Source organism: Clostridioides sp. ZZV14-6154, from assembly GCF_020657785.1.
In the GTDB taxonomy this organism is placed as follows: Bacteria; Bacillota; Clostridia; order Peptostreptococcales; family Peptostreptococcaceae; genus Clostridioides.
The window spans coordinates 80241-103038 of sequence record NZ_JAGWCY010000006.1; the positions used below are offsets into that span (position 1 = coordinate 80241).

Genomic DNA, 22798 nt, shown 5'->3' on the forward strand with positions numbered 1-22798 from the left:
ATATTTTATTTATCATATATTTAATTTGAAAGTTGATACTTTTTAAGTTTACGCCAAAGAGTAGTAGTACTGATACCTAGCTGACTTGCAGTAACAGATTTTACTCCATTATTTTTCTCTAATGTTTCAAGAATTAATTTTTTTTCATAATCTACAATTTTATTATCTGCCAAAGTAGGAGAATAATCTATTGTGGATGTTGAATTTATATCCTTTCGAAAATGTGGCTCAGAAGTTAAAATTTCAGAAACTAAGTATTCATCTATAAAATTATCATCACACATAACTACTAGTCTTTCTACTATATTTTTTAATTGTCTTATATTACCAGGAAAGTCATATCTACTTAAAATTTTAAGTGCAGAATCAGATATTGACACTGGTTTGTTATAATGAGATATAATAGCATATGTCAGTTGTTCGATATCTTCTTTTCGCTCTCTAAGAGGAGGTAAATCTAGCTTCAACACACAAAGTCTGTAAAATAAATCTTCTCTAAAATTATTATTATCAATCTGCTCCACTAAGTTTTTATTGGTAGCTGTTATAACTCTTACATTAATAGGTACAACTTTAGTATCACCTATTCTAGTAACTTCCCTCTCCTGCAATACTCGAAGCAGTTTGACTTGGACATCTTTAGAAATTTCTCCAATTTCGTCTAAAAATATAGTCCCATTATGTGCCAATTCAAAGACACCTGCTTTCCCTTCATTTCTAGCACCTGTAAAAGCTCCCTTTACATATCCGAATAGTTCACTTTCAAGTATATTTTCAGGTATAGCTGCACAGTTTATAGCCACAAAAGGTCCATTAAATCTATTGCTATAATTATGTATACTTTGAGCAAATATTTCTTTTCCAGTACCAGATTCGCCAGTTATTATTATTGTAGAATCAGATTTAGCAAATTTCTTAGCCATATTTACTGAGTGCATTAATGCATCACTTGAACCTAATATATCGTTAAAATTGCTTTTTGCACAATGAGACTTTGAAATTAAACTCTCTCTTATTTCTTTTTCTGTTGATTGAATATTTTCGATATCTTGTATAGTTGCAACACATCCAAAATGCAAACTATCAATTATAATTGGAAAACAATCAAATGTGAGAGAAGACCCTTTAAAATTAATTATATTGTTACATAAAGAATGCCCATTTTTCAATGAATCCGAAATATCACCAGAAGTTAAATAATCTTTTATAAATTTATCAACTTGGTTAAATAGTAGCCTTTTTGCTTGATTATTTATAAAAAGTGGTGAGTGATTTTTATCAATTGCAATTATACCACTATGGGTACATTCTAGAATTTCTTCTGTAATAGAGTTATTTATTCTCTTTTCAATTCCTATGTTATATAGATGAATTGCTTCATTAATAGATGCATGAATAGAAGACTTTTCAACTTCAGTCTCTATACAGGGCTTATTGTATTTAGAGGTGATTTCTTTTGTTGTTTTTCCACCTATGAAAATTTCAGTACCATTATCAATTAATTCTTTTATTGTATCTTCAAACTCATAAAGAGAATTTAACTTGGGTATTTCTAAGTCAAAATTGGAGATTTCTTTGAATCGCTTAGCCGTTTTATATGATAATTCTAAACCTATAAATCCTATTTTTGAGGAATATTTAAGTGCTTTTTTGTACGAATAAAATATGTCTTCATATTTATATCCAATATCTACTATAGGAATTGAAACATGCTTACGCAATAAATCAACATTTTGCCCACGAGTAATTATTACTTTAGTGCCTAAGTTAATTAGGTTATCTGCTAGTTCTATAGTTTCTTTACCTGTAGCAATGTATGATGGAATTTTTATATGTAGTTCTTCAAGCACTTCATATACAGTATCTGAAAATAACTTAGAAGGAGCAATAACTACTATCTCGTTTTTCATATCATCAAATCTCCTTTTATTAATCTATTTTTAATCTATTTTTTATTTTATATATGTATTGTATTAATACCTTGTACTCTCATTTTACCATGATAAAAGGGGATGTCTCAAAATAAAAATTTGAATCATCTCCTTTTTTATACAAAAAACAGAAAAGGAGTTCCTAAGAACCCCTAATCTATATGATAATTGCTATGTAAAAAAACAAAAAACACATTATAATTATTTATAATCTTATTTGTCGTCTTACTTGTAATATTCAAATATCTATCCATAAACATAAAATAATATTATCCACAAACAATAATATACAAACAATAAATAAAAATAAATATATTATATATACATATTATAAACCTCAAAAAATTCTTCAGTCGTAACTGTATCTAACCATTCTTTAGAAGGATATAAAAACTTATACTGATTGTTTTTAATAAGACTATCATCCATAGTATCATAAATACAAGATAGCAATGATGCAGACTTCACAAATGAATTACAAAACTCCTTAGATACAAGAGATTCCAATACCTGCAACATAGTTTTTTCATCTAATGATTTACTTGCAGCAATATAAGATGGTAATGCTATAGCTCCATCATCAGGATAGGACATAAATAAATCGTTATTATTAGCACGCTTTGCATATATACTAGGAGTTATTGCTAATCTATCCGAACCATTTTTTACATCATTAAATGATTGTATTGGCATATCTAATATAGTTGAATTAGATAAAAATCTCTCCACATACTCTTTTCCATATCTACTCCATATAGCTTTAACAACAGATTTCGCACCAGAGTTATTTATACCACCAATAACAGTTTTTGTATCAGTGTCAATTACGTTTTTTATAGAATCTGTTAAACCCTTGTAATTATGGTTATAAGAAAATACTAATGGTATAACCAAAAATGGAAGTAATCTTTCATCAAAATATATAGATGATGATTTAATCTCACTTTTAATATTGAAATAGCTCGATAACGAGTACAAGTTACTTGAAAACTTTGAATAGATATTCTTATCTTCATACACTTCTAAATCTGTAGAAACTATAATATCAGGAATTAAAGCATCTGGTTTTTTTAAATACTCATTGAGTTTGTAAGGATAACCTATACCAAAATAAGTTACCTCTAAATTAATATCCTTCTCTTTTAAAGACATAATTAAATTATCTAAATAGTTTTTCTCATATTTATGAAGTATACAAATATTGCTCCAATACAGCCTAACATTTTTCATAAAGAGTCTCTCCTTTTCTTAATTTATATTGACATTCTAATTGAAATTCATATATATCTTTAAGTTTCCCTAAGATTTCTTTTTCTTCTTTAGTCTTATTGATTACTTTGAAGATTGAACCATTTTTCATTATTATACGCTTCTCTGCTATAAGTGCTGTATGAGGGTCATGAGTAACTATAAAAATCAGCTTATCACTTTTCAATAAGATGTCTAATGCAACATTTTTATTTATTCCAGCATTCTCTATTTCATCTATCAAAACAATAGGATTATTTGAAATGAGAGCAACATCTGCAATCATCAAGGCACGTGTCTGTCCCCCACTCAATGATGTAAGGTCTTGAGATAGGGAAATAGGTTCTGCTGTTATGGAGTTTGCTACATCTAATACTTCTTTTATTGATACAGAAGTATTGTTTTTACATTCTTTATGTATAACTAAAAATTCCTCAACTGTAGAATCAAGAACAAACCTCATGTTTTGGCTAAGATGAGAAATTAGATTTGTAGAAAATTTATTTCTTTCCTCAATAGCAACTTCCATATTATCAATGACTACTTTTCGATTAGTCAAAGAATCTTTATTGACAAACTGCTCTATATCTTTGATTAACCTGCTTTTACCAGAGCCAGTATTACCTACAATAGAATAAATATGACCTCTATAAAAAGTTAGAGATTCAAAGTTCTCTGTATTCCCAAGTTTGTTTTTTCCAGGATATATGGTTACACTTTTCATTAAAATTCACCTCTAAAATTCATTTTAGAAACTATGCCTTGTTGGAATTCATCACCAATTCTACATTCCCCAATACAATAAGAACATACTCCACTTGGCATTGTATGTCTTAATAAATGTTCGTCATTGTTTGAAATATTAGCACTTTTTATATAGTTTGAAATTAGCTCTACACCAAAACCAACTAATCCATCTATAAAGAATATATTAGAATTAGGATTTATTTTTTTTATATTAAATGATATTATCTCTCTTTCTGCTTGCGATACCATGTCTATTTTACTTAGAACTATGGCATCACTTTCACTTAACATAGGGCCTAGTTTTTGAGGAGTCTTAAAGCTAGATGTACAATCACATACACATATGTGGAGTGTTTTATTTGTTGCAGGTGAACACCTATTGCAAAGCCCAGCAGTTTCTATTAGTAAAATATCGCTACTTTTATTTTTAGCCCAAAGTATAAGTTCGTTTATGTTTGAGATAAGAAAATGGTCTGGACATATATCTTTACTAAGTCCAACAATATAAGGTATATTCAATTTTTTATATATTAAATCATCATCAGTAGCTAGACAATCTATCTTACATATTGAAGGGTTAAGCCCATTAGACTTCAGATAAGGAATTAAATGTTTTATTAAAGCAGTCTTCCCTACAGAAGATGAACCAGAAATTAATATAGTTTTCATGGCTTATGTAAAATCTCCTTTCATATTTTGTTAAGAGATATGATAGCATTAAAAACTACTAAAAACTGTATCAAATGAGACAATTAATAAATAAACTTGATTGAAAATAATTATCAATATTATTGAATTTTGGTAAATACTATGATATTATTTCAATCAAAGTGAATATTTATCAGAAAAGGTGATGACTTTGAATGAGAAGGAAGTACTAATAAATAGTAAGTTATTTTCTGAAAGATACATTGTAGAAGATAAGATAAAAGCAAAGAGTTATAAAAAGGGTCAATTTATAAGCGATTTTTTTGATAAAGAATATTATGTAGGTGTAGTCAAAACAGGACAAGTATCCATCTATTGTATATCAAGTGATGGAACTGAAGTTAACATGTCTATTCTAAAGGAAGGAGATGTTTTTGGAATTTCTAATATATTTGATGAAGAATCCTTAGATACTGTACTAAAATGCAAAAGTGATGTTTACGTAGTTTTTTATCCCAAAAAATGCTTTATAGATATGATGAAGTTGGATATTGCTGTTGCTTTAGAGTATTCAAGATATTGTAATAGAAAAATACAATTTTTACTTAGAAAGGTAGAGTTTTTAAATATACAATCTAGTAAAAAGAAAGTTATTGAATACTTACTAGAAAAAGCTAGTAAAAATGACACTGTGCTATTAGAGTGTTCTAAGGAGGAGTTAAGTAAAAGAATTAGTGTAAGTCGAGCATCTTTATATAGGGAATTGCAGTCATTACAAAATGAAAATTGTTTAGAACTTGGTAAAAAGTGTATAAAAATATTGAATAAAGAAAAGTTAACACAGATTCTATATGAAATATAAACTTAAATAACAGATTCTATATAAAATATAAAATTAAATACTAGGAGGAAGTTTTTATGAAAAAGAAATTATCAATATTATTACTAGCAGCATTAATAATAATTTCATTGGTAGGGTGTACATCAAACCCACCAGAAAAACAAACAAAAGAAGAAGCTAAAGTAGTTGCAAAGGTGACAGCACTAAAGGGTCCTACAGGAATGGGAATGGTCAAAATGATTGGTGATGAAAACGATAAAAAAGAAAAGGATTATGAATTTTCAATAGCAAATTCTGTTGATGAAATTACACCCAAGCTTGTTAACAAAGAGCTAGATATTGCTGCTATTCCCGCAAATCTGTCATCTGTTTTATATAATAATAGCAATGGTGAAATAGAAACACTAGCCATTAATACTTTAGGAGTCTTATACATAATTGAGAATGGAAATTCTATAAACAGTGTCGATGATTTAAAAGGAAAAACGATTTATTCTAGTGGTAAAGGCTCTACTCCTGAATATGCTTTGAATTACATATTGAAAGAAAATGGAATTGACCCGACTGAAGATGTCAACATAGAGTACAAATCAGAACATACAGAATGTTTGGCGGCATTATTAAATGATAAAAATGGAATAGCACTACTTCCCCAACCATTTGTAACAACAGCATTGACTAAGAGTGATAACTTAAGAGTAGCTTTGGATTTGACAAAAGAATGGGATACTTTGAATAAAGATAAAAATACTGAAAGTGCTTTAGTAACAGGAGTTGTTGTTGCACGAAAAGAGTTTATTGATAAATATCCAGAAAAGGTTAAAAGTTTCTTAGAAGAATATAAGAAATCAGTTGATTTTACAAACAATAATATAGAAGAAGCTTCAAAACTTATTGAGGAAAATGAAATAGTACCATCTCAAATAGCAAAGCAAGCAATACCAAAATGTAATATAACATTTATAGAAGGTAATACAATGAAAGATAAATTAAGTGGATACTTACAAGTACTTTATGATGCTAATCCAAAGTCAATAGGAGGAAAGATGCCAGGTGAAGATTTCTACTACACTCAAGAAAATTAGTAAAGCTCATATACTAGCAATAATCTTTTGGCTTATAGTTTGGCAAATAAGTAGTATGATAATTGGTCAGGAGATACTTTTAGTATCTCCTTTTTCCTCTTTAAAAAGGTTATTCGAATTATCTATGAAGTTTGAGTTTTGGCAATCAATACTCTTTTCTTTTATGAAAATAACAACAGGATTTATATTAGCTTTTATCATTGGAATAATATCTGCCATAATAGCATCTAATAAAAAAAATTTTAGGATACTTATTGAACCCTTAATACTGACAATACAATCTATACCAGTAGCTTCTTTCATAATATTATCTCTAATATGGATATCTTCAAAGAACCTGTCTATTTTTATATCTTTCTTGATGGTATTGCCAGTGGTATATAGAAATATTCTAGATGGAATAAATAGTATATCTAGGGAGTTAAATGATATGGCAAAAGTATTTAAAGTCAGTAAGATAAAAAAAATAAGGTACATATATTTATCTGAGGTAGCACCATATCTAAGAGCAGCATGTAGTGTTTCTTTAGGGCTATGTTGGAAGTCTGGAATAGCAGCAGAAATAATAGGAATGCCAGCTAATTCTATAGGAGAAAACTTATACAAAGCTAAAGTATACTTAAATACACCAGATTTATTTGCATGGACTATAGTTATTATTATAATAAGTATTTGCTTTCAAAAGGGCTTTTTATCATTGATAGACTATTTATTAAAAAGATTGGAGATAAACTAAATGGATATAGTAATTGAGAATCTAAGTAAAAAATATAATGATAAGGTTGTTTTAGACAATTTTAATAATGTATTTAAAGATGATACTATCTCATTTATAACAGGAACATCTGGTATTGGTAAAACAACATTGATAAGAATATTAATGGGCTTGGAGAAAGCAGATAGTGGAAAAATTATAGGTATTAGTAATAAAAAGATTAGTGCAGTATTCCAAGATGATAGTTTGTGTGAAAATCTAAGTGTGTTATTGAATATAAAGTTGGTATGTGAAAGTCTGGGTAATTCAGAAATTGAAGATGCTTTAGAACTATTGGACTTAAAGGGTTGCATGAATAAAAGAGTAAGGGAATTAAGTGGTGGTATGAAAAGAAGGGTTGCAATATTAAGAGCTTTATTATATGATTTTGACTTGCTTATAATGGATGAGCCATTTAAGGGTCTTGATATTGAAACTAAGTATAAGGTTATGGATTTTGTAATAAGAAAGATGGAAAATAAGAGTGCTATAATAATTACTCATGATATGGATGATATAAAATACTTTAGAAATCATGAAAAATTAATAATTGACTTTAAAATGCCTTCGATATATTGATTTCATATTGGTTTTAAAATCAACTAAAGTTTTTATATGAATATTATTTCAAACTTACTAATTCTATATACCAAAAAGGCTGTAGGCAAATTTGTTTTTACATAAAAAAGTACCTGCGATTAAAACAAGTACTTTACATATTTTTTCTAATTTGTGATATAATAAAAGCAAGAAGAACTACAATCTATTTGCAGTAGAGTGGAGTTCGTAAATTAGTGTTTCTTTTTGAACTTAATCTTTAGTTCAAAACTAAAGTCACTCCTGCCAGAGTGGCTTTTTACTTTTTTAAACAATTTATCCGTTAAGTAAACTATTAAACTGGCAACTAAACTTGCTAGTACACCTTGTAAAAAATTATCCACACATACTCACCTCCCTTCTATACGTTGGGAGGATAACCTTTTGTATGAACTCCACTCTATAAATTGTAGATTACATCTTCTTGCTAAAACTATTATAACATATAATTCCTACATATTTTACCTATTCTATAGTTATTTTCCTATCTCCTTCGCCCTCTTTTTCTTTCTCTTTCAGCCTCTTTCATTGCTTTATATTCTATCTTATTATTTAATTATTATTGCTATCTAAATTTATCATGTCTACTCTTTTTAATTTTCCTACTTAATTAAAACTCTTACACATAAAAAAGAAGCATAAACAAGTTTATTTTATACAAACTCTATCTATACTCCTCACAAATTCACATAAATTCTCTCTACACAGACTTACTCTTTGCCTTACATATCATCTGAGTCATAGTACCCATAGGGCAATAAACACACCATGAACGAGGCTTAAATAGTATCATCGTAATCAATCCAAGAACAGTTGATGTAAGCATAACACTATAAAAACCAAACGCAAACTGTACCACCCAAGGTGAAACTAAAGTCCCATGATATGCCCATTGCCATGGCATTTTTATAGTCCAAAGCAAAGTCACTACCTCTTTAAAGTTTCTACTACCCTCAAACACTAGATAAGTTGAAAAAAGCATATTAGCAAACATCACCATAAAAAATGTCAAAAAACCATATCTAAACCACTTACTTCTAATAAATTTAGGAATATCTTTATTTCTTGACAACTTTAATTTATTTCCAAGCAAATTAAACAGCTGCCCTCTTCCACAATATTTATTGCAGTACGCTTTATTTCCTTTAATAATAGAAATAAGTAATGGGATAAAGAAACAAATTAACCCAATCCAAGCGAAAATAATATTTACAAATCCCAATATCAAATATATCGAAGAGAAAATCCATAAATAGTCATACCAATGTTTTTTATTATTCATGACACTTACCTTCTTCCTCTTTTAATATTGTTATAATCTCAATCACAGATGCTGGACATACCTTCTCACAAATACCACATCCAACACATAAGTCTCTATCAATCTTTGCACTAATACCATGTGGTACTGAGATAGCCCCTCTTGGGCAGACTTTTATACAGCTACCACAAGCTACACACTCGTTTTCTAAAATATTTGCATACTTCTTTTTTTTAGAAGACATAATAACCTCCCTATATTATTATTCTATAGGAATTATATCAATATATTTACTTTTTATCTGTGACTTAATCACATAAGATATCAAGATTAAAAATTCTACTCTAATAGTCACACTTGCCTTATCCACAATATATCTATTTTTTTCTAACAATGTACCTGACATTAATAACACTCATGTCAAACATTCTCGCTAATTCCATATAATTTTTTCCATTAAATAATTTAATCATAAGCTCATTTCTAGCCTCTTTTAAAGCACCCTCCACTGTCTTAATATAAAAATATGTTCCCCCACTTTGTTGACACAATTTCAGATACTCCAATAAATTATACTTATGTAACTCCTTTGGAATACTCACTTCTATATTGTGTTCTTCAAGCAATTCTATAATTTTTTCCAATTCTAACATCTTTTCACCTCATATTTTATATTATTTTTAGACTTTCAATAAGCTTGTTATGGCTATCTTATTACTCTAATAATTTAGTTCTTGAAAATGTAACCTATCCCCATAGTAACAAAAATGCTTATGCCTAGTCTGTCCATCCCTACACTTCGCAACTATTAAATCAACAATCTTAATTCCCCTGTACTCTGATTCCCTAACTAATTCCTCACTTTCTCCTATATCTTTTACTGCTTCTTCATAATCACTCCCTTTTAATTGATGTATATAAACCACATTGTTGCTATCGTGGTAGATGGCTTTACTATCCCTCATAGGTCTATCTCCATAAGGTCTAAAATCTTTCATTTCATCATTTAATTGACTTAACTGAATTATTGGTATATCAAAATCCAGAGTCATACTTTTTAATTCTCTAGAAAAAGTGGCCACTTCTCTTTCTCTTTTTTCCATACTTTTTTGAGATGTAAGAAGTTGCACATAATCTACAATTAATAAGTCGGGCTTTATTTGCCTTATCCTCTTTCTAATTGCACTGATTGTGTCTATCTTGTCATTTATATAAATTAAGTTATTCTCGCGTAAATCTCCTATTGCATTTACAATTAGTTTCCAATCACTTTCATTTATCTCTTTAGATTTCATATTTCTTGTACTTACCCCTGTTATCTTGCATATATTTCTCATAAACACTTGCTCACTTGTCATTTCTCTACTTATAAATAGAGTCTTTTTCCCTTGCTTGGCCGAATTTAACATTATTTGAAGAGCTAAAGCAGTCTTTCCAACCCCTGATTTAGCTGCTATTGTTGTTAGCTCCCCTTTAAAAAGACCTCCTATAGTCGAATCAAGTAAACTTATCCCAAACTTAAATCCAACATCCTTTTTACTTTCTAAAAAATCAAGGACTTTTTCTGCTATGCTATGTACATCATCATTTTCATAAGTATCTTTGTCCAAGATTTTTCTTATATTATTTTCAAATTTATAGATGCAAGTATCGATATTTTCTCCAAAATTTATACCTTCCAAGAGTCTTTGACAATTTTGATTTATGCTTCTTCTTGCTAAGTTTTCTTTTAAAATTTTTATATAACCATCAATACCAAAAGTTTGACCCCAAGTGATTACACTAGTTAAACTGCTCATTTTAATTGCTAAAGACTTCTCATCTATCTTTGATTTTACAGTTGCTACATCAATTATTATCTTTTCTTTTCTAAGTTCTTTCATGATTTTAAATATTTCAAGGCATGTAGAATTCATAAACATATTTTCATTTAAGTCATCTAATTTGTAGTTTAATTTATTGTCTAAAATAATTGTGCCTAAAATAGCCTGCTCTATTTCAACAGCTTTTGATTTAACCATATAAATTAATCTCACTTTCCTCTTAAGTTTTATATTTTAATATTATTAAGTCTTTTATTTTTATATTAGATTACAATGATATTGTCAGTTAGAAATATACTTTTAATTGTAAAAGATATAAATATATTTCCAGTTAAAAATGCATTATCAGCTATAAAATATATAAATTCATGTTAGTTATAAACGCATTGTCAGCTATAAAATATATAAATTAATTTCACTTATAAATGCATTCTCCGACTAGTTAAAATTCACAGACTGGATTCCAATACCTTACATTTTCATGTTTTTTTCTTTCACGCTTGCTGTCATCATATGTGGTATAGTCAGAATATATATAATTATTATTGTTATGATTGTCGTTCTTTTTACACTGGTAAACATTACTTTGATTTTTTACAGATATGTTTTCATTAACATAGGATTCAAATTTATGGCTAAATAAGGTCTCTGGTCTTATATACATTTCCATTATGGTATCTTTCCACTTAGCTACTTTTACCTCAATAACTTTGTAGAAATCTTCTAAGACATAACCCTCCTTTAGTCTTTCATTGATAAGTTTGATGCTCGTTGGAGAATTGATTTTAAAGTTTTTTCCTGTTTTTTTATTTAGCATATTTATAATGCTTTGCTGTATATTTTTTTTATTAAATTTATTTAAAGATTCTTTTTTATTTGTTACAAACTTAGCTTCTTTTTGTGCATCATGAGTATTATCAAAATCACTCTTTTTACTATATCTACTCATGCTACTAAACACTTTGCTATTGCTTGATTTTATAACATTTTTACTTTGATTATCTTCTATGTCATTTTTAGTTATTTTATCTATGTCATTATATGTTTCATTAAATCTGACATTTGAAGACCTCGATTTTAAATTAGAGTTTTCTATTTTCAATTCTTCTCCAATAAATGGTTTGTTAGTATAATCTTTAATTTTATTAGTTACATTAGTAAAATTAATAGTAGGTTTTTCAGAGTTGATATTTTCATTATTAGAACGAGTATTTTTACCATGATTTTTTATTCCACTATAATCTAAGTCATTGCTTTTTTTATTTGCAGAATTATTCTTACTACTTGAATTATTACTACTTAATATACTACAGTCATCACAACTACTACATTCTGTATTATCATCAGTACTACTATCATATTTTGACATTCCACCATAAATACAATCTTCATCAATACAACCTTTATTTTCTGTATTTCCATAACTATACTCTAAATTACTGAACTCATAGCTCTCTACACTGTCATAGTTAAAATCTATAGTTTTATCACTATCAAATAAATTCTCACTAATACTATCAAATAAATCTTCACTAATTTCTGAACTAATATAACTATATATAGAATGCATCTTCCCCTTTGCTCCCTTAGATACAAGCCTTATTACTCCTAAATCTGAAAACTCTCTTACAAGCCTACTTATAGTAGAAATAGAAAGTTGTAAATCTGTAGCAGCTCTTCTTATTGTCATATAAAATTGACCTCTTGGTAAAGTCCCTTGCAATCTCTGTATATTTTCTTTTCTCATTATATAATGATTAAATCTTATTTTATTAATATCACTTGTTATATCAAAGCCTAATACTACCGAATTCAATTTATAAAATCCATTATTCATCTCTACTAACCCCTTTTCTACTAATAAGTAATCGCTTCTCAATAATTATTACTTTATATAAATAACATAAAGTTTAAATTTAAATATATATTTATTTTAATATATTTTAAATATACTTATTAATCCCTTAAAATCCCTATTTATATTCTTAAATATGCAAATGTATTATGTCATATTTATTTATATTTTTTTATTTATATAGCTTATTTATTGTTTTTTCCCCTTTATACAAGCAATTGTACCATTTTGTTTATTTTTTATCCAACAAATATTTTCGACTATTTTTTTTGGATTCTCAATATATCTCCATTATTTAACAGAATATTTTATAGAATATACAGTCTATTTAAATTAATAGGCAATAAATTTAGTAAATTTGTCTAAAAAAACTTTATAAAATGTCTTTTACCTACTCCATACTTAATCTTTACAAAATATTTTGTATAGCATTTTATATATTGTTTTCATTTATTATTCGCTTAATGTTACTTACACACATGTTGTGTTTAATAGCTAGTTCCCCATAATTAACTCCATTAAATTGTCTCACTATCTCCCTATTTCTTGCATATCTAAAAATCCCCTTACATGTAGGTATATAAGTGTTTGTACCTCCATACAATTTAGCAATCTCTACAAACTTATCAATTCCCACTATTTCCACCATTGCATGAAACTGAACTGGTATGTCTTCTAATTTTACTTTCATAAACTACACTCTCCTTTAAAATATTTTTAATAGCTTTAATAGCTTTAATAAAGATTTTAATGGTTTAAGGGTAAAATGTTAATATTGGACTTTTAACTTTTTTATTTACAGATTAAATTTAATAATTTTTTTAACATAAACCTTAGACTAAAACGAACACTTCTAAAGAACTTTGACTATAATAATATTTTTCTATAAGTAACATAGAGCTATATATTCCATGTTATTTCTATATTCATATTTAAAAATATAATAACTTTGATAAAAGTACCTAATACTCTCTCCCTATATTCAAAAACTGATTCTTATCATGTGAATTCATAATTGAAAATTTCATTCATTGTATTTAGTGAATGAATGACTGTCCTTGCAAAACTTTATTAACAAATCATAATCCTTTCAAATCTAACAACAAAAAAAGCAGTAAACCTTAGTCGATTTACTGCTCTGGTAATTTTAAATTTACAACTTAATAGCACACTCCATTGCAAGCTCAAAGGTATGTACTTTTTGTGAAATCGGACGTATAGTTAATCCTCGTTGTTCCCATACATCTGAGTTTAGATTATCACAAGCATAAACAAACTGTGAAAATATAACATTTCTAAATTGTGCTGCGGCAGCTACAGCAGCACATTCCATATCAACTGCAATACATCCCTGTTTCTTCCGTGTAAGCATTTTATTACGTGTTTCACGATATGGAGCATCAGTAGTCCATATTTTACCTTTTATGTATGATAATCCTTTACTTTTAAATACAGATTCAATCACTTTAACTCCATGTGGGTTAAGTATAATTTCATCAGAGGCTGGTTGATAATGATAACTTGTGCCCTCATCACGGATAGCTGATGTTGGAATGATTAAAAATGCATCATCAATAGAATGGTCTAACACACCACATTCTCCACAGATAAATATCTTCTTTGCTCCTAACGCGACCAATTCTTCAAAGTTGGTTACACATGCTGGTGCACCTACCATAACCTGACAAATCCCAATTCTTATATTCTTGAAAAATACTTCATAAATTGGTATATCTCCAGCAACACTAATTAAACGACCTATTTTTTTGCCATTATACTTTTCAACAATTGTTTGTATCATAGATTTTGAAAATTCACATACGATAGTTTCAGGAAAATGACAATCAGGTTTTTCTATTACATAATCTGGCCTCAAAATCCCCCAAAAATCAGAGTCAAACTGTTCCAACAGAATTTCACTCATAATATAACCTCCTCTCAAAATTTAGTATAGCGTATTCCTGTTAAATATATGGAGTATATTATATCACGATGAACTAGCTAAAACAATTAAATATGTATATTTACAATCTAGCTACTGGACACAGATACTGGATACATCTAGATAGTTCATTCTAAAAGAACATATTGGATATTTTATCCCCCATATAAAATATTCTAAACAAAATCAATAAAAAACTATTGCACATATCACATATAAACATTAAATCATTCATTAAATCATTAAAACCATATATACTTATAAAGTTTTTTATAAAATTTTAACAAAAAATCTTAAGAAATTACTGTTTAACTCCGATATTATCTTATATGATACTATAGATTTAACAAAGAAAGTCGACAAATCTTTGAAATTAAATTTTTAGGAGGTAGTTTTATGGCAGTTGTTTCAACAAAAAATTTATCTAGTATAAAACTAAAATTGGATGCTGGTTTTGATGATAAGGGTAAGGCAGTTATTAAAAGTAAATCTTTCGCAAATGTAAAGGCAGAGGCATCAAACGATGATGTTTATGCTGTTGCAGAGGCAATCGCAAGTCTTCAAGAAAATCCTATTGTAGATATTTTAAAACTAGATAGCACATCACTATCTAAATAGTAACTTTCAAATATAGTCTACATTAAAATTCATCAACTATTTATATATCATGTTCAATATATAATACACTTGATATTATATAGATTTAACAAATTATACACTTAATATATTGATACTTTAAACAGGTTAATATCTTAAGTAATTTAAACATGTTCGTAAATTAAACATGTTAGTTATTTTAAATACTGTTGTGCTTTAAGTATAACAATATCAAAGTATTTTCTAAACTAACAATAATTAAAATACTTAAAGCAATTAAAAAAATAAATTATTATCGTGGAGGTAACTGTATGGAGATTAAGAAAAAATTAGTCATGAGTTTCAAGAATGTAAAGGATAAACAAGTTTCTTTTTCTATAGAAAATCCAAAGGAGGACTTAACTGAAGAAAATATAAAATCTGTTATGGATTTGATAGTATCTAAAAATGTTTTTTCAGTTGGAGGATTTGACCTTGCTTCTGCTGTTGAAGCTAAAATTGTAGAAACTAATACTACTCCTTATGACCTAGTTATAAGATAGGAGGTAATTTTGTGGATGATAGTTTACAATTGTTAATAACTAATGTTGGTTTTCCTATAGCTCTATCCATGTATTTATTGGTTAGAATTGAGGGCAAATTGAACACACTATCCAACAGCATTGATGCACTATCTAAAAATATTTTGACATTTGAGAAGTAATTTGACAATATATGCAAGTCATAAGATAGGTCTATTTGTAAAATAATTAGAGATATTCTATGAAAAGTACTACGATATTTGGATAATATTCCCAAATGGTCGTAGTATTTTTTCGAATTTTACCACTTTAAATTTGAATTTCACTATTTTAAATTTGAATTTAACTGTACTTAATTTGAAATTTAGCACTCATCTAGTTGGACTCAATAAAATATAATGCTATTCTAATGACAGTAATAAAATGAGGTGATAATTAATGAAAATACATGTCGAACAATCCACTAATTTTGATGATATTGAAATAATTATAAAATGCTCTGCCATTGACAATAATATTGAAAAAATAATTTCATTACTAAATACACCATTACTAGATATAAATGGTAAAAAAGCAGGAGAAATTTATAAGCTTAATATTTACGATGTTTTATACTTTGAGACGGTTGGCAATAAAACATTTGCTTACTATAAAGATGATGTATTTGAAATTGACCTAAAAATATATGAATTATCAAACCTACTACATAATACATCTTTTTTAAGAATATCTAAGTCCATGATTTTAAATATGGATTACCTAGAAAGTATAAAAGTAATATCACACAATCGCATGCAGGCTACTTTATCAAATAATGAAAAAGTTATTATAAATCGCCGTTACATAAAAAATATTAGAGATAAGCTAAATATTTAATAAAAATTACAAAAGTCCAAAATATTTTATTAATATCACTAATTATCTACTTATTAATTCACTTTATAGTCAAAGTAAAATAATCTATCTGGTATTAAATCTAAACTAATTATACATAGTGTAAATAGCTAATTATGTATAGTATAAATAGTTTAAAAATAATTAGTTAATACAAAAGCTAATATAAGTACGCATCAACGAAAACTAGTAAACTATAATTACTAATAGACTATCAACAAACACTAATAAACTATTAATAATTACTAATAGACTATCAATAAACACCAATAAGCTATTAATATTACTAACGGACTATTGATAAACACTAATAAGCTATCAACAATTACTAATACTAAATAATACTTTCAGCCCTAAAAAATAAATATAAATTAAACCACTATTAACAAAACGAAAGGATAGTGAACATAAGATGCAATTATATAACCCCCATTTTAATTCAGATAAAAATTTAATTTTTTTCTTTACAGTCACTCTATTATGGACTTGGGTATTCAGCTTTACACCTGTATTACTAGGAGTTACAAATACCATGCTTGGAAAACTTCTTTTTTACTCTGCATATACAGCCCCTTCCATCATAGGGCTACTTTTTGTTTTCACAATATATCCAAATAGTGCAAGAAAAGATTTTCTTTACAGGAGCTTTAGCTTCAAAGAAATAGAAATAAAATGGCCATTACTAACAGTACTCTTTTTTGCTTTAATTGTCATTTGTTCTTTACTAATAGGAAAGTATTTTCATCTAGAAATTAATGATGTAGATTGGATGCACATAGCTATTTATACACCTTATAAAATACCAATTATGCTATTTATAAGCTTTATACTAAGTGTACTTAGCCAAGAATTTGGATGGAGGGGGTATTCTCTTGATAAATTATTAGTCAGGTTTGGATTTACAGGTGCTTCAATTATTTTAGGAACTATTTGTGGAGTTTGGTATCTGGGATGGTATCTTACACCTGGTCAAATTCCATATAATCTACTGCAATATTCTTTATTTGATGCACTTTTATTTATACCATCTACTATACTTTTAAGCTTTGTTATTACATTTGTATATATTAATACACATAGAAGTATTTTAGCAGGCGGATTTGTACATATGATGTGTAACTTCTTTACCATTCAACTATGTTCTTACTATCATATTGAAGTATATGTAATAACTCAATATGTAAAAATAATATTTTGCCTCATATTAATTATTTACATAATTTCTTCTACTAAATTTAAACAGAAAATTAACTCTGAAATTGAGCAGATAAAATCAGACGAATTTGAATTCGAGTTAGACTGGGGATTATAGATTAAACTGGTAATTAAATGCATTTTCCTAAACACTTGAAGTATACAAAAACAATATATATACTGATTATAAGTGAGAAGGAGGTCATATTTTCATGTTTAAAATTGGAGAATTTTCAAAACTAACACAAGTCTCTATTCGAATGTTACGTTATTATGATGAACTTGGCATTCTAAAACCAGCAAAGATAGATAAATACACAGGTTATCGCCTATACTCTGCTGACCAAATTTCAACTTTACAAAGAATTATTTTACTAAGAGATTCAAAATTTACTGTTTCAGAGATATCAAATATTATTCATAACTGGAATGACGAGCTTGTGATTAAAGAATTGAATCGAAAAAAAATTGAAATACAAGATGAAGTCAAAAAAGAGCAACAAAGAATAAATAATATTGATAAATTGATTGATGCTATAGATGACAATAAAGATGAGATTCATTACAATGTTATCTTTAAGGAAATTCCCAGTTATAAGATTATCTCGCTTAGAGAAATAATTCCAGACTATCACTATGAAGGTATACTGTGGGAAAAATTATATGAATTTATTAAAGAAGAACATATAGAAATATCCCATCAAGCAAACAACAATATGGCACTTTATCATGATGAAGAACTTAAAGATTGTGGTGTAGATATAGAGGTTGGAATGGTTGTAAAAAAATTAGGCAAAAACAAATCTGGATTTATATATCGTGAGACAGAAGCAGTTGATATGATGGCATGTAGTATGGTATATGGTCCATATGAAAATATAGCTGGTGGGTATGAGTCATTTGCTTACTGGCTAGATACAAATAGTGATTATAAAATGGCTGGTATAAATAGGCAAATTGGTCATAAAGGGGTTCACAACGAGGAAAATCCTGAAAACTATCTTACAGAAATTCAAATACCAGTTATAAAAGTTAAATAGATTTCAATATAAATATTTACATATTAATGTTAAAGGTGGTGTCTCAAAATGAACTTTTTAGTTCATGAGGCACTCTTTTTTGTATAAAATCAAAAATATTTTTCTCCAATCTTTTTTAACTTAGATATCTCAAAGTAATATCTTTTTTTTGAATGCGACTAATTCTTGAGTTAAATAAGAACTTGATTATGGTATATAGTAAATTTAGTAAAATGAAAATAAACAAAATTACAAATATATTACATTGAAAAGGAATATAGTCATTTGTTGATAAAGATAAACTTTTATGAATGAGCTTACAAATTTCAATACTTGGTATAAGTAAAATGATAAAAGCAATGTTTAATATTGGACGGTACACACTTATGAACATCTTGTTGATTTTCTTGGCAGTATATCCCATCATATCTAAAATAAAAATGTTTTTGGTATCTTCTTGAAATTTTAAAAGAATAGTTAAATATAAAAGCAAACACCCAATAACACAACCTAATATTTGGCATATTACAGCACTGGTGCGGTTTGAAACATTATTCTCTTCAAGTTTAGCTATTCGTTCTGATGTATTTTGTATATGGGCTGTTCCTATCTCTGGTATATCTGTTATACTATTTGTATAAATACCGTTGTAAGAGTCTTGCGATATATTTAATAATTTTTCCAAATTACTTTTTGATGTGTATACGGAATAATTATCTGCATTTTGTGCAATATTGTAAACATGAAGTGATTTTTCTATATTATTTAATCTTACAGTTATATCAGTTCCCTTTTGAATGTCATACAAATCTGCCAATGCCTCACTTACAACAACATTATTAGTTGGTATATTCTCTATTTGACTTCCCCTCTCATCAGTTAGAAAAAATAAGCCCTTACTGTTTTCTATTCCCATAATAGAACCATTGATTTTTTTGCCATTACTTTCTACTTTTATATTTTCCTTTATGTAATACTCAAATTTTTCGTAATCCTGATGTACAGTCTGATAAACAGGATAAGATACATCATATTGATAGTTTCTTCCATGAGATTGTGTATCAAAAATATATTGACTACTTAAATTTAAAGAAAAGCTCATAATAAAAAGTATAGCAAATATCCACACAGAAAGAATAGAAATAAATATCTGAAATGGTTTTCTTAGTGCAAGTCTCATTGAAAAACTTGAAAATTTACTTAAAATCTGACTAAACATTCCCACATGAAATGTATTCATATTGTTATTTGCATTTAAAAAGTCAATAGTATCCTTTTTATTCATTTTTTCAAAAATTATCATAACTGAAATTGCAGGTAAAAAAGAACTTAGTAAGGCTGTACTATAATTTTGTATATATATCCCTTTAACCAAATGCTCCAAAGAATATACATCATTATATAAACCTAACATCACATCTGAGCCTATCCACCCTAAGCATAATCCGCAAATATTAGCAATAAAATTTAAAATTATGCTAATCAAAAGAATTATTAAAGCCATCTTTTTTGTAGAATATCCTAATGCAATATAACACCCTAATTCTTTTTGGTGCAAAGAACAATACTTCTTGTAAAACATAAAATATACAAAAACAGTAATCAATGTAAGCATTACTAAAAATGTAATAGCTAAAGTTTGATTTGATTGTAGAGATATAAGAAATTCTTTTTCTATATTTGTTAATACTGGTTTACTATTCAAATATTCTAAATTACCATCAATAGAAATCTGAACAAAAAAATACATAAATGACGATAATAAGCTCAACAAAAAAAGAATTATAATATTAGATTTCATGGATAATGCACTCTTACAAAAGTATTTTGCAAAAAATTTCATTATTCAATCCCCCAATCTATATCTTCAACAGCTAGTGGTGTATGATTTTGTATATCATTTATGACTACACCATCTTTCATTGTAATAATACGGTCTGCCATTTTTGATATTTTAACATTATGGGTAGAAAATATAACCGTTGTACCATATTTGTAGTTAAGTTCTTTCAAATATGAAACTACTTTTTTGCTGTTTTCTTCATCTAATGCTCCAGTTGCTTCATCACAAAAAAGAATATCTGGATTTTTTATAATTGCTCTTGCAATAGCCGTTCTTTGTCGTTGACCTCCCGATAGCTCAAAAGGAAATCTATCCTCTAAATCTTCTATATCTAATTGTTGCATAATTTCTTTATACGGAATATTATTGCTTCTAGACGATTTTCCTAATTCGATATTCTCTTTTACAGTCAATTCTGGCAAGAGAAAATACTCTTGAAAGATATTACTGAATTTCTCGTGACGTAAATTAAGTTGCTCTTTCTTTGATATATTTGTAATTGCTTTATTACGATAATATACTTTTCCATTAGTCGGATGTAGCAAACTGGACATAATATTTATTAATGTTGATTTTCCAGAGCCACTCTGACCTAAAATAACAGTAAATGTTTCAGAAATAAAATCCAAAGTTACTTCTTTTATTGCGCTCTCAAAAGAATTAAATTGTTTAGTAATGTCGACTACCCTTAAAATTTCTTGCATCATATAACCTCCATAGTAATAAAATCAAAAAACGCAATGTACTTTTGTGTTCCCAATGATTTATTTACTAATTCTTCCAAAGCTTTAATTTTATTTTTCATGCTCTTTGCTTCCCATTGAAAGAGTATATTATCAAGGTAGAAATTAGATAGTGTCAATAACATTTCAGCAACTTCCAAAGGGAAAGATGTCTCAAACTCTTTGCCTATTACTCCATCCTTTATAATAGAAGCATAGAAAGGCGACATATACTTTGTAAATGCAATCATTAGTTTTTGATGAAAAATAGCATTCTCAGGTTTATTTATTACTTTTGACTGTTCAATGTTGTCATGGAATAGGGAAATTCCATTCTTGATTGCCTTTTGTAATCGAACGACAGCACATTCTGAATAGTTATCCATATTTCGCAAAGCAATTACTGACTGGTTCACATACTCAATGATTGCTGAATCGACACATTCTTCTTTAGATTCAAAATAGTGATAAAAAGCACCTCTTGAAATAGATAACTCTTTAATAATTATAGAAATCGACATTTGCTCATATCCGTATTTTAATAATATCTGCCATATAGAAGCAAGAAGTTCTTGTTTTTTACTATCAAAATTAACTTTAGTTCGTGCCATATTTACCTCCTTATAAATAAACCGACTATCGGTTTATTTATATATTATCAAACCTACTTCACACTGTCAATGAAATATAGCTTATAAAATTTTACCTAAATATTATAAGCTCATAAAAACCTTAGAGATAATGGAGTTATTTAATCATCATCCTACTGTTACTCTTATTTAATTATTCTTATTTAGTTGTTCTCATCCAATAATATTATTTATATATTGTCTACTTTTATCAATGTGGAAGAATTTCTAAACTCTCTATATACAGTTTACCAATATTAGTATTTTAAAAATAAAGATTATATTACAATTAAAAAATTATTTCTAACCTTTCATTTAGTAGCCACTTTTTATATCATTTTGTACAAAAAGATGGTATTGATATAGTTTTTGCAAAGGTATATATGAAGATTTTAAGTTCATTAAAATATGACGGAGAATGGATTTATGCTCCTTCTATACATTTTATAGAAGATTTATTATCTACAGAAGAATATCAAGTTAAACGAACTCCTGTAAATCATGAATTCAACAAGACAATTATAAAAAAACTGCCACCTTCTACCCTACTTAAAAACTAGCACTACATTGACATATAAAAGCTTTCGTGATAGTATCTAAACGTGTATTAAACACGTTTAATTTTTTTATGAGGAATTCTTAAGGGG

Annotated in this window: 26 protein-coding genes; 11 read left to right on the top strand and 15 right to left on the bottom strand. The window is 27.6% G+C overall.

Annotation, left to right across the window (positions count from 1 at the left end):
* Positions 1-20: 20 nt before the first annotated feature.
* From KGF45_RS13345 to KGF45_RS13360, 4 genes are all read right to left on the bottom strand, one after another.
* Positions 21-1910, bottom strand: coding sequence for a sigma 54-interacting transcriptional regulator (locus KGF45_RS13345; RefSeq protein WP_227839182.1), 1890 nt, complete (start codon positions 1908-1910; stop codon positions 21-23).
* A gap of 336 nt (positions 1911-2246) precedes the next feature.
* Positions 2247-3161 (bottom strand): hypothetical protein, encoded by a 915-nt coding sequence (locus tag KGF45_RS13350; protein ID WP_227842722.1) that lies wholly within the window; start codon positions 3159-3161, stop codon positions 2247-2249.
* Positions 3148-3903, bottom strand: coding sequence for an ATP-binding cassette domain-containing protein (locus KGF45_RS13355; protein WP_227828754.1), 756 nt, complete (start codon positions 3901-3903; stop codon positions 3148-3150). Before KGF45_RS13355 ends, KGF45_RS13350 begins: the two co-directional genes overlap by 14 nt.
* Positions 3903-4595, bottom strand: coding sequence for a GTP-binding protein (locus KGF45_RS13360; RefSeq protein WP_227842723.1), 693 nt, complete (start codon positions 4593-4595; stop codon positions 3903-3905). Before KGF45_RS13360 ends, KGF45_RS13355 begins: the two co-directional genes overlap by 1 nt.
* A 190-nt stretch (positions 4596-4785) precedes the next feature.
* On the opposite strand from KGF45_RS13360, the gene KGF45_RS13365 reads away from it, so the two are divergent.
* From KGF45_RS13365 to KGF45_RS13380, 4 genes are read left to right on the top strand one after another with little or no spacing between them, the layout of a single operon-like run.
* Positions 4786-5436, top strand: coding sequence for a Crp/Fnr family transcriptional regulator (locus KGF45_RS13365; RefSeq protein ID WP_227828756.1), 651 nt, complete (start codon positions 4786-4788; stop codon positions 5434-5436).
* 56 nt (positions 5437-5492) lie between these two features.
* A complete protein-coding gene (locus KGF45_RS13370; RefSeq protein WP_227828757.1) occupies positions 5493-6500 on the top strand; it encodes an ABC transporter substrate-binding protein in 1008 nt (335 codons plus the stop codon).
* The gene (locus KGF45_RS13375) at positions 6469-7236 is read left to right on the top strand and encodes an ABC transporter permease (RefSeq protein ID WP_227828758.1); all 768 of its coding nucleotides are present in this window, start codon (positions 6469-6471) and stop codon (positions 7234-7236) included. Before KGF45_RS13370 ends, KGF45_RS13375 begins: the two co-directional genes overlap by 32 nt.
* Positions 7237-7833, top strand: coding sequence for an ATP-binding cassette domain-containing protein (locus KGF45_RS13380; RefSeq protein WP_227828759.1), 597 nt, complete (start codon positions 7237-7239; stop codon positions 7831-7833).
* Positions 7834-8045: 212 nt separating this feature from the next.
* Here KGF45_RS13380 and KGF45_RS13385 read toward each other — a convergent pair whose 3' ends face one another.
* From KGF45_RS13385 to KGF45_RS13420, 8 genes are all read right to left on the bottom strand, one after another.
* The gene (locus KGF45_RS13385; protein WP_227433538.1) at positions 8046-8195 is read right to left on the bottom strand and encodes a type I toxin-antitoxin system toxin; all 150 of its coding nucleotides are present in this window, start codon (positions 8193-8195) and stop codon (positions 8046-8048) included.
* 356 nt (positions 8196-8551) lie between these two features.
* Entirely contained in the window at positions 8552-9133 is a 582-nt protein-coding gene (locus KGF45_RS13390) for a 4Fe-4S binding protein (protein ID WP_227828760.1), read from the bottom strand.
* Positions 9126-9356, bottom strand: a complete 231-nt coding sequence (locus tag KGF45_RS13395; RefSeq protein WP_227828761.1) for an ATP-binding protein — start codon at positions 9354-9356, stop codon at positions 9126-9128. Before KGF45_RS13395 ends, KGF45_RS13390 begins: the two co-directional genes overlap by 8 nt.
* Positions 9357-9489: 133 nt before the next feature.
* Positions 9490-9765, bottom strand: a complete 276-nt coding sequence (locus tag KGF45_RS13400) for a Mor transcription activator family protein (RefSeq protein ID WP_227828762.1) — start codon at positions 9763-9765, stop codon at positions 9490-9492.
* A 66-nt stretch (positions 9766-9831) separates the two neighbouring features.
* The gene (locus KGF45_RS13405; protein ID WP_227828763.1) at positions 9832-11133 is read right to left on the bottom strand and encodes a replicative DNA helicase; all 1302 of its coding nucleotides are present in this window, start codon (positions 11131-11133) and stop codon (positions 9832-9834) included.
* Between the two features lie 244 nt (positions 11134-11377).
* Positions 11378-12772, bottom strand: coding sequence for a conserved phage C-terminal domain-containing protein (locus KGF45_RS13410; RefSeq protein WP_227842724.1), 1395 nt, complete (start codon positions 12770-12772; stop codon positions 11378-11380).
* A gap of 451 nt (positions 12773-13223) precedes the next feature.
* Positions 13224-13481, bottom strand: coding sequence for a Mor transcription activator family protein (locus tag KGF45_RS13415; protein ID WP_227828765.1), 258 nt, complete (start codon positions 13479-13481; stop codon positions 13224-13226).
* Between the two features lie 462 nt (positions 13482-13943).
* Complete coding sequence (locus KGF45_RS13420) at positions 13944-14714, bottom strand: nucleoside phosphorylase (protein WP_227828766.1); 771 nt, start codon at positions 14712-14714, stop codon at positions 13944-13946.
* Between the two features lie 414 nt (positions 14715-15128).
* Between KGF45_RS13420 and KGF45_RS13425 the strand changes: the two genes are divergently transcribed.
* The 6 genes from KGF45_RS13425 (at position 15129) to KGF45_RS13450 (ending at position 18978) form a co-directional block, all read left to right on the top strand.
* Positions 15129-15350, top strand: a complete 222-nt coding sequence (locus KGF45_RS13425) for a DUF1659 domain-containing protein (RefSeq protein WP_227828767.1) — start codon at positions 15129-15131, stop codon at positions 15348-15350.
* A 290-nt stretch (positions 15351-15640) separates the two neighbouring features.
* On the top strand, positions 15641-15871 hold the full coding sequence (locus KGF45_RS13430; protein WP_227828768.1) for a DUF2922 domain-containing protein: 231 nt from the start codon (positions 15641-15643) through the stop codon (positions 15869-15871).
* An 11-nt stretch (positions 15872-15882) separates the two neighbouring features.
* Positions 15883-16032 carry a YvrJ family protein gene (locus KGF45_RS13435; protein WP_227828769.1) on the top strand — a complete coding sequence of 50 codons (150 nt, stop codon included), beginning with the start codon at positions 15883-15885 and terminating at the stop codon, positions 16030-16032.
* Positions 16033-16288: 256 nt separating this feature from the next.
* On the top strand, positions 16289-16726 hold the full coding sequence (locus KGF45_RS13440; RefSeq protein ID WP_227842725.1) for a LytTR family DNA-binding domain-containing protein: 438 nt from the start codon (positions 16289-16291) through the stop codon (positions 16724-16726).
* Between the two features lie 550 nt (positions 16727-17276).
* Positions 17277-18056, top strand: a complete 780-nt coding sequence (locus KGF45_RS13445; RefSeq protein WP_227828771.1) for a CPBP family intramembrane glutamic endopeptidase — start codon at positions 17277-17279, stop codon at positions 18054-18056.
* Between the two features lie 94 nt (positions 18057-18150).
* Positions 18151-18978, top strand: a complete 828-nt coding sequence (locus KGF45_RS13450; protein WP_227828772.1) for a MerR family transcriptional regulator — start codon at positions 18151-18153, stop codon at positions 18976-18978.
* 115 nt (positions 18979-19093) lie between these two features.
* On the opposite strand, the gene KGF45_RS13455 is transcribed toward KGF45_RS13450, so the two are convergent.
* The 3 genes from KGF45_RS13455 to KGF45_RS13465 are packed head-to-tail and all read right to left on the bottom strand — an operon-like array spanning position 19094 to position 22133.
* Positions 19094-20800, bottom strand: coding sequence for an FtsX-like permease family protein (locus tag KGF45_RS13455; RefSeq protein WP_227828773.1), 1707 nt, complete (start codon positions 20798-20800; stop codon positions 19094-19096).
* On the bottom strand, positions 20800-21507 hold the full coding sequence (locus KGF45_RS13460) for an ABC transporter ATP-binding protein (RefSeq protein ID WP_227862027.1): 708 nt from the start codon (positions 21505-21507) through the stop codon (positions 20800-20802). The genes KGF45_RS13455 and KGF45_RS13460 overlap by 1 nt, the downstream gene beginning before the upstream one ends.
* Positions 21504-22133, bottom strand: coding sequence for a TetR/AcrR family transcriptional regulator (locus tag KGF45_RS13465; RefSeq protein WP_227842726.1), 630 nt, complete (start codon positions 22131-22133; stop codon positions 21504-21506). Before KGF45_RS13465 ends, KGF45_RS13460 begins: the two co-directional genes overlap by 4 nt.
* Before the next feature lie 401 nt (positions 22134-22534).
* Between KGF45_RS13465 and KGF45_RS13470 the strand changes: the two genes are divergently transcribed.
* A complete protein-coding gene (locus tag KGF45_RS13470; RefSeq protein ID WP_227828776.1) occupies positions 22535-22711 on the top strand; it encodes a hypothetical protein in 177 nt (58 codons plus the stop codon).
* The last annotated feature ends 87 nt before the right edge of the window (positions 22712-22798 follow it).

Bases quoted from the DNA above. Each gene is read 5' to 3' on its own strand.
- KGF45_RS13345 (WP_227839182.1), bottom strand. From the start codon at position 1,910: ATGAAAAACGAGATAGTAGTTATTGCTCCTTCTAAGTTATTTTCAGAT.
- KGF45_RS13350 (WP_227842722.1), bottom strand. From the start codon at position 3,161: ATGAAAAATGTTAGGCTGTATTGGAGCAATATTTGTATACTTCATAAA.
- KGF45_RS13355 (WP_227828754.1), bottom strand. From the start codon at position 3,903: ATGAAAAGTGTAACCATATATCCTGGAAAAAACAAACTTGGGAATACA.
- KGF45_RS13360 (WP_227842723.1), bottom strand. From the start codon at position 4,595: ATGAAAACTATATTAATTTCTGGTTCATCTTCTGTAGGGAAGACTGCT.
- KGF45_RS13370 (WP_227828757.1), top strand. From the start codon at position 5,493: ATGAAAAAGAAATTATCAATATTATTACTAGCAGCATTAATAATAATT.
- KGF45_RS13380 (WP_227828759.1), top strand. From the start codon at position 7,237: ATGGATATAGTAATTGAGAATCTAAGTAAAAAATATAATGATAAGGTT.
- KGF45_RS13390 (WP_227828760.1), bottom strand. From the start codon at position 9,133: ATGAATAATAAAAAACATTGGTATGACTATTTATGGATTTTCTCTTCG.
- KGF45_RS13395 (WP_227828761.1), bottom strand. From the start codon at position 9,356: ATGTCTTCTAAAAAAAAGAAGTATGCAAATATTTTAGAAAACGAGTGT.
- KGF45_RS13400 (WP_227828762.1), bottom strand. From the start codon at position 9,765: ATGTTAGAATTGGAAAAAATTATAGAATTGCTTGAAGAACACAATATA.
- KGF45_RS13405 (WP_227828763.1), bottom strand. From the start codon at position 11,133: ATGGTTAAATCAAAAGCTGTTGAAATAGAGCAGGCTATTTTAGGCACA.
- KGF45_RS13410 (WP_227842724.1), bottom strand. From the start codon at position 12,772: ATGAATAATGGATTTTATAAATTGAATTCGGTAGTATTAGGCTTTGAT.
- KGF45_RS13415 (WP_227828765.1), bottom strand. From the start codon at position 13,481: ATGAAAGTAAAATTAGAAGACATACCAGTTCAGTTTCATGCAATGGTG.
- KGF45_RS13420 (WP_227828766.1), bottom strand. From the start codon at position 14,714: ATGAGTGAAATTCTGTTGGAACAGTTTGACTCTGATTTTTGGGGGATT.
- KGF45_RS13425 (WP_227828767.1), top strand. From the start codon at position 15,129: ATGGCAGTTGTTTCAACAAAAAATTTATCTAGTATAAAACTAAAATTG.
- KGF45_RS13430 (WP_227828768.1), top strand. From the start codon at position 15,641: ATGGAGATTAAGAAAAAATTAGTCATGAGTTTCAAGAATGTAAAGGAT.
- KGF45_RS13440 (WP_227842725.1), top strand. From the start codon at position 16,289: ATGAAAATACATGTCGAACAATCCACTAATTTTGATGATATTGAAATA.
- KGF45_RS13445 (WP_227828771.1), top strand. From the start codon at position 17,277: ATGCTTGGAAAACTTCTTTTTTACTCTGCATATACAGCCCCTTCCATC.
- KGF45_RS13450 (WP_227828772.1), top strand. From the start codon at position 18,151: ATGTTTAAAATTGGAGAATTTTCAAAACTAACACAAGTCTCTATTCGA.
- KGF45_RS13455 (WP_227828773.1), bottom strand. From the start codon at position 20,800: ATGAAATTTTTTGCAAAATACTTTTGTAAGAGTGCATTATCCATGAAA.
- KGF45_RS13460 (WP_227862027.1), bottom strand. From the start codon at position 21,507: ATGATGCAAGAAATTTTAAGGGTAGTCGACATTACTAAACAATTTAAT.
- KGF45_RS13465 (WP_227842726.1), bottom strand. From the start codon at position 22,133: ATGGCACGAACTAAAGTTAATTTTGATAGTAAAAAACAAGAACTTCTT.
- KGF45_RS13470 (WP_227828776.1), top strand. From the start codon at position 22,535: ATGAAGATTTTAAGTTCATTAAAATATGACGGAGAATGGATTTATGCT.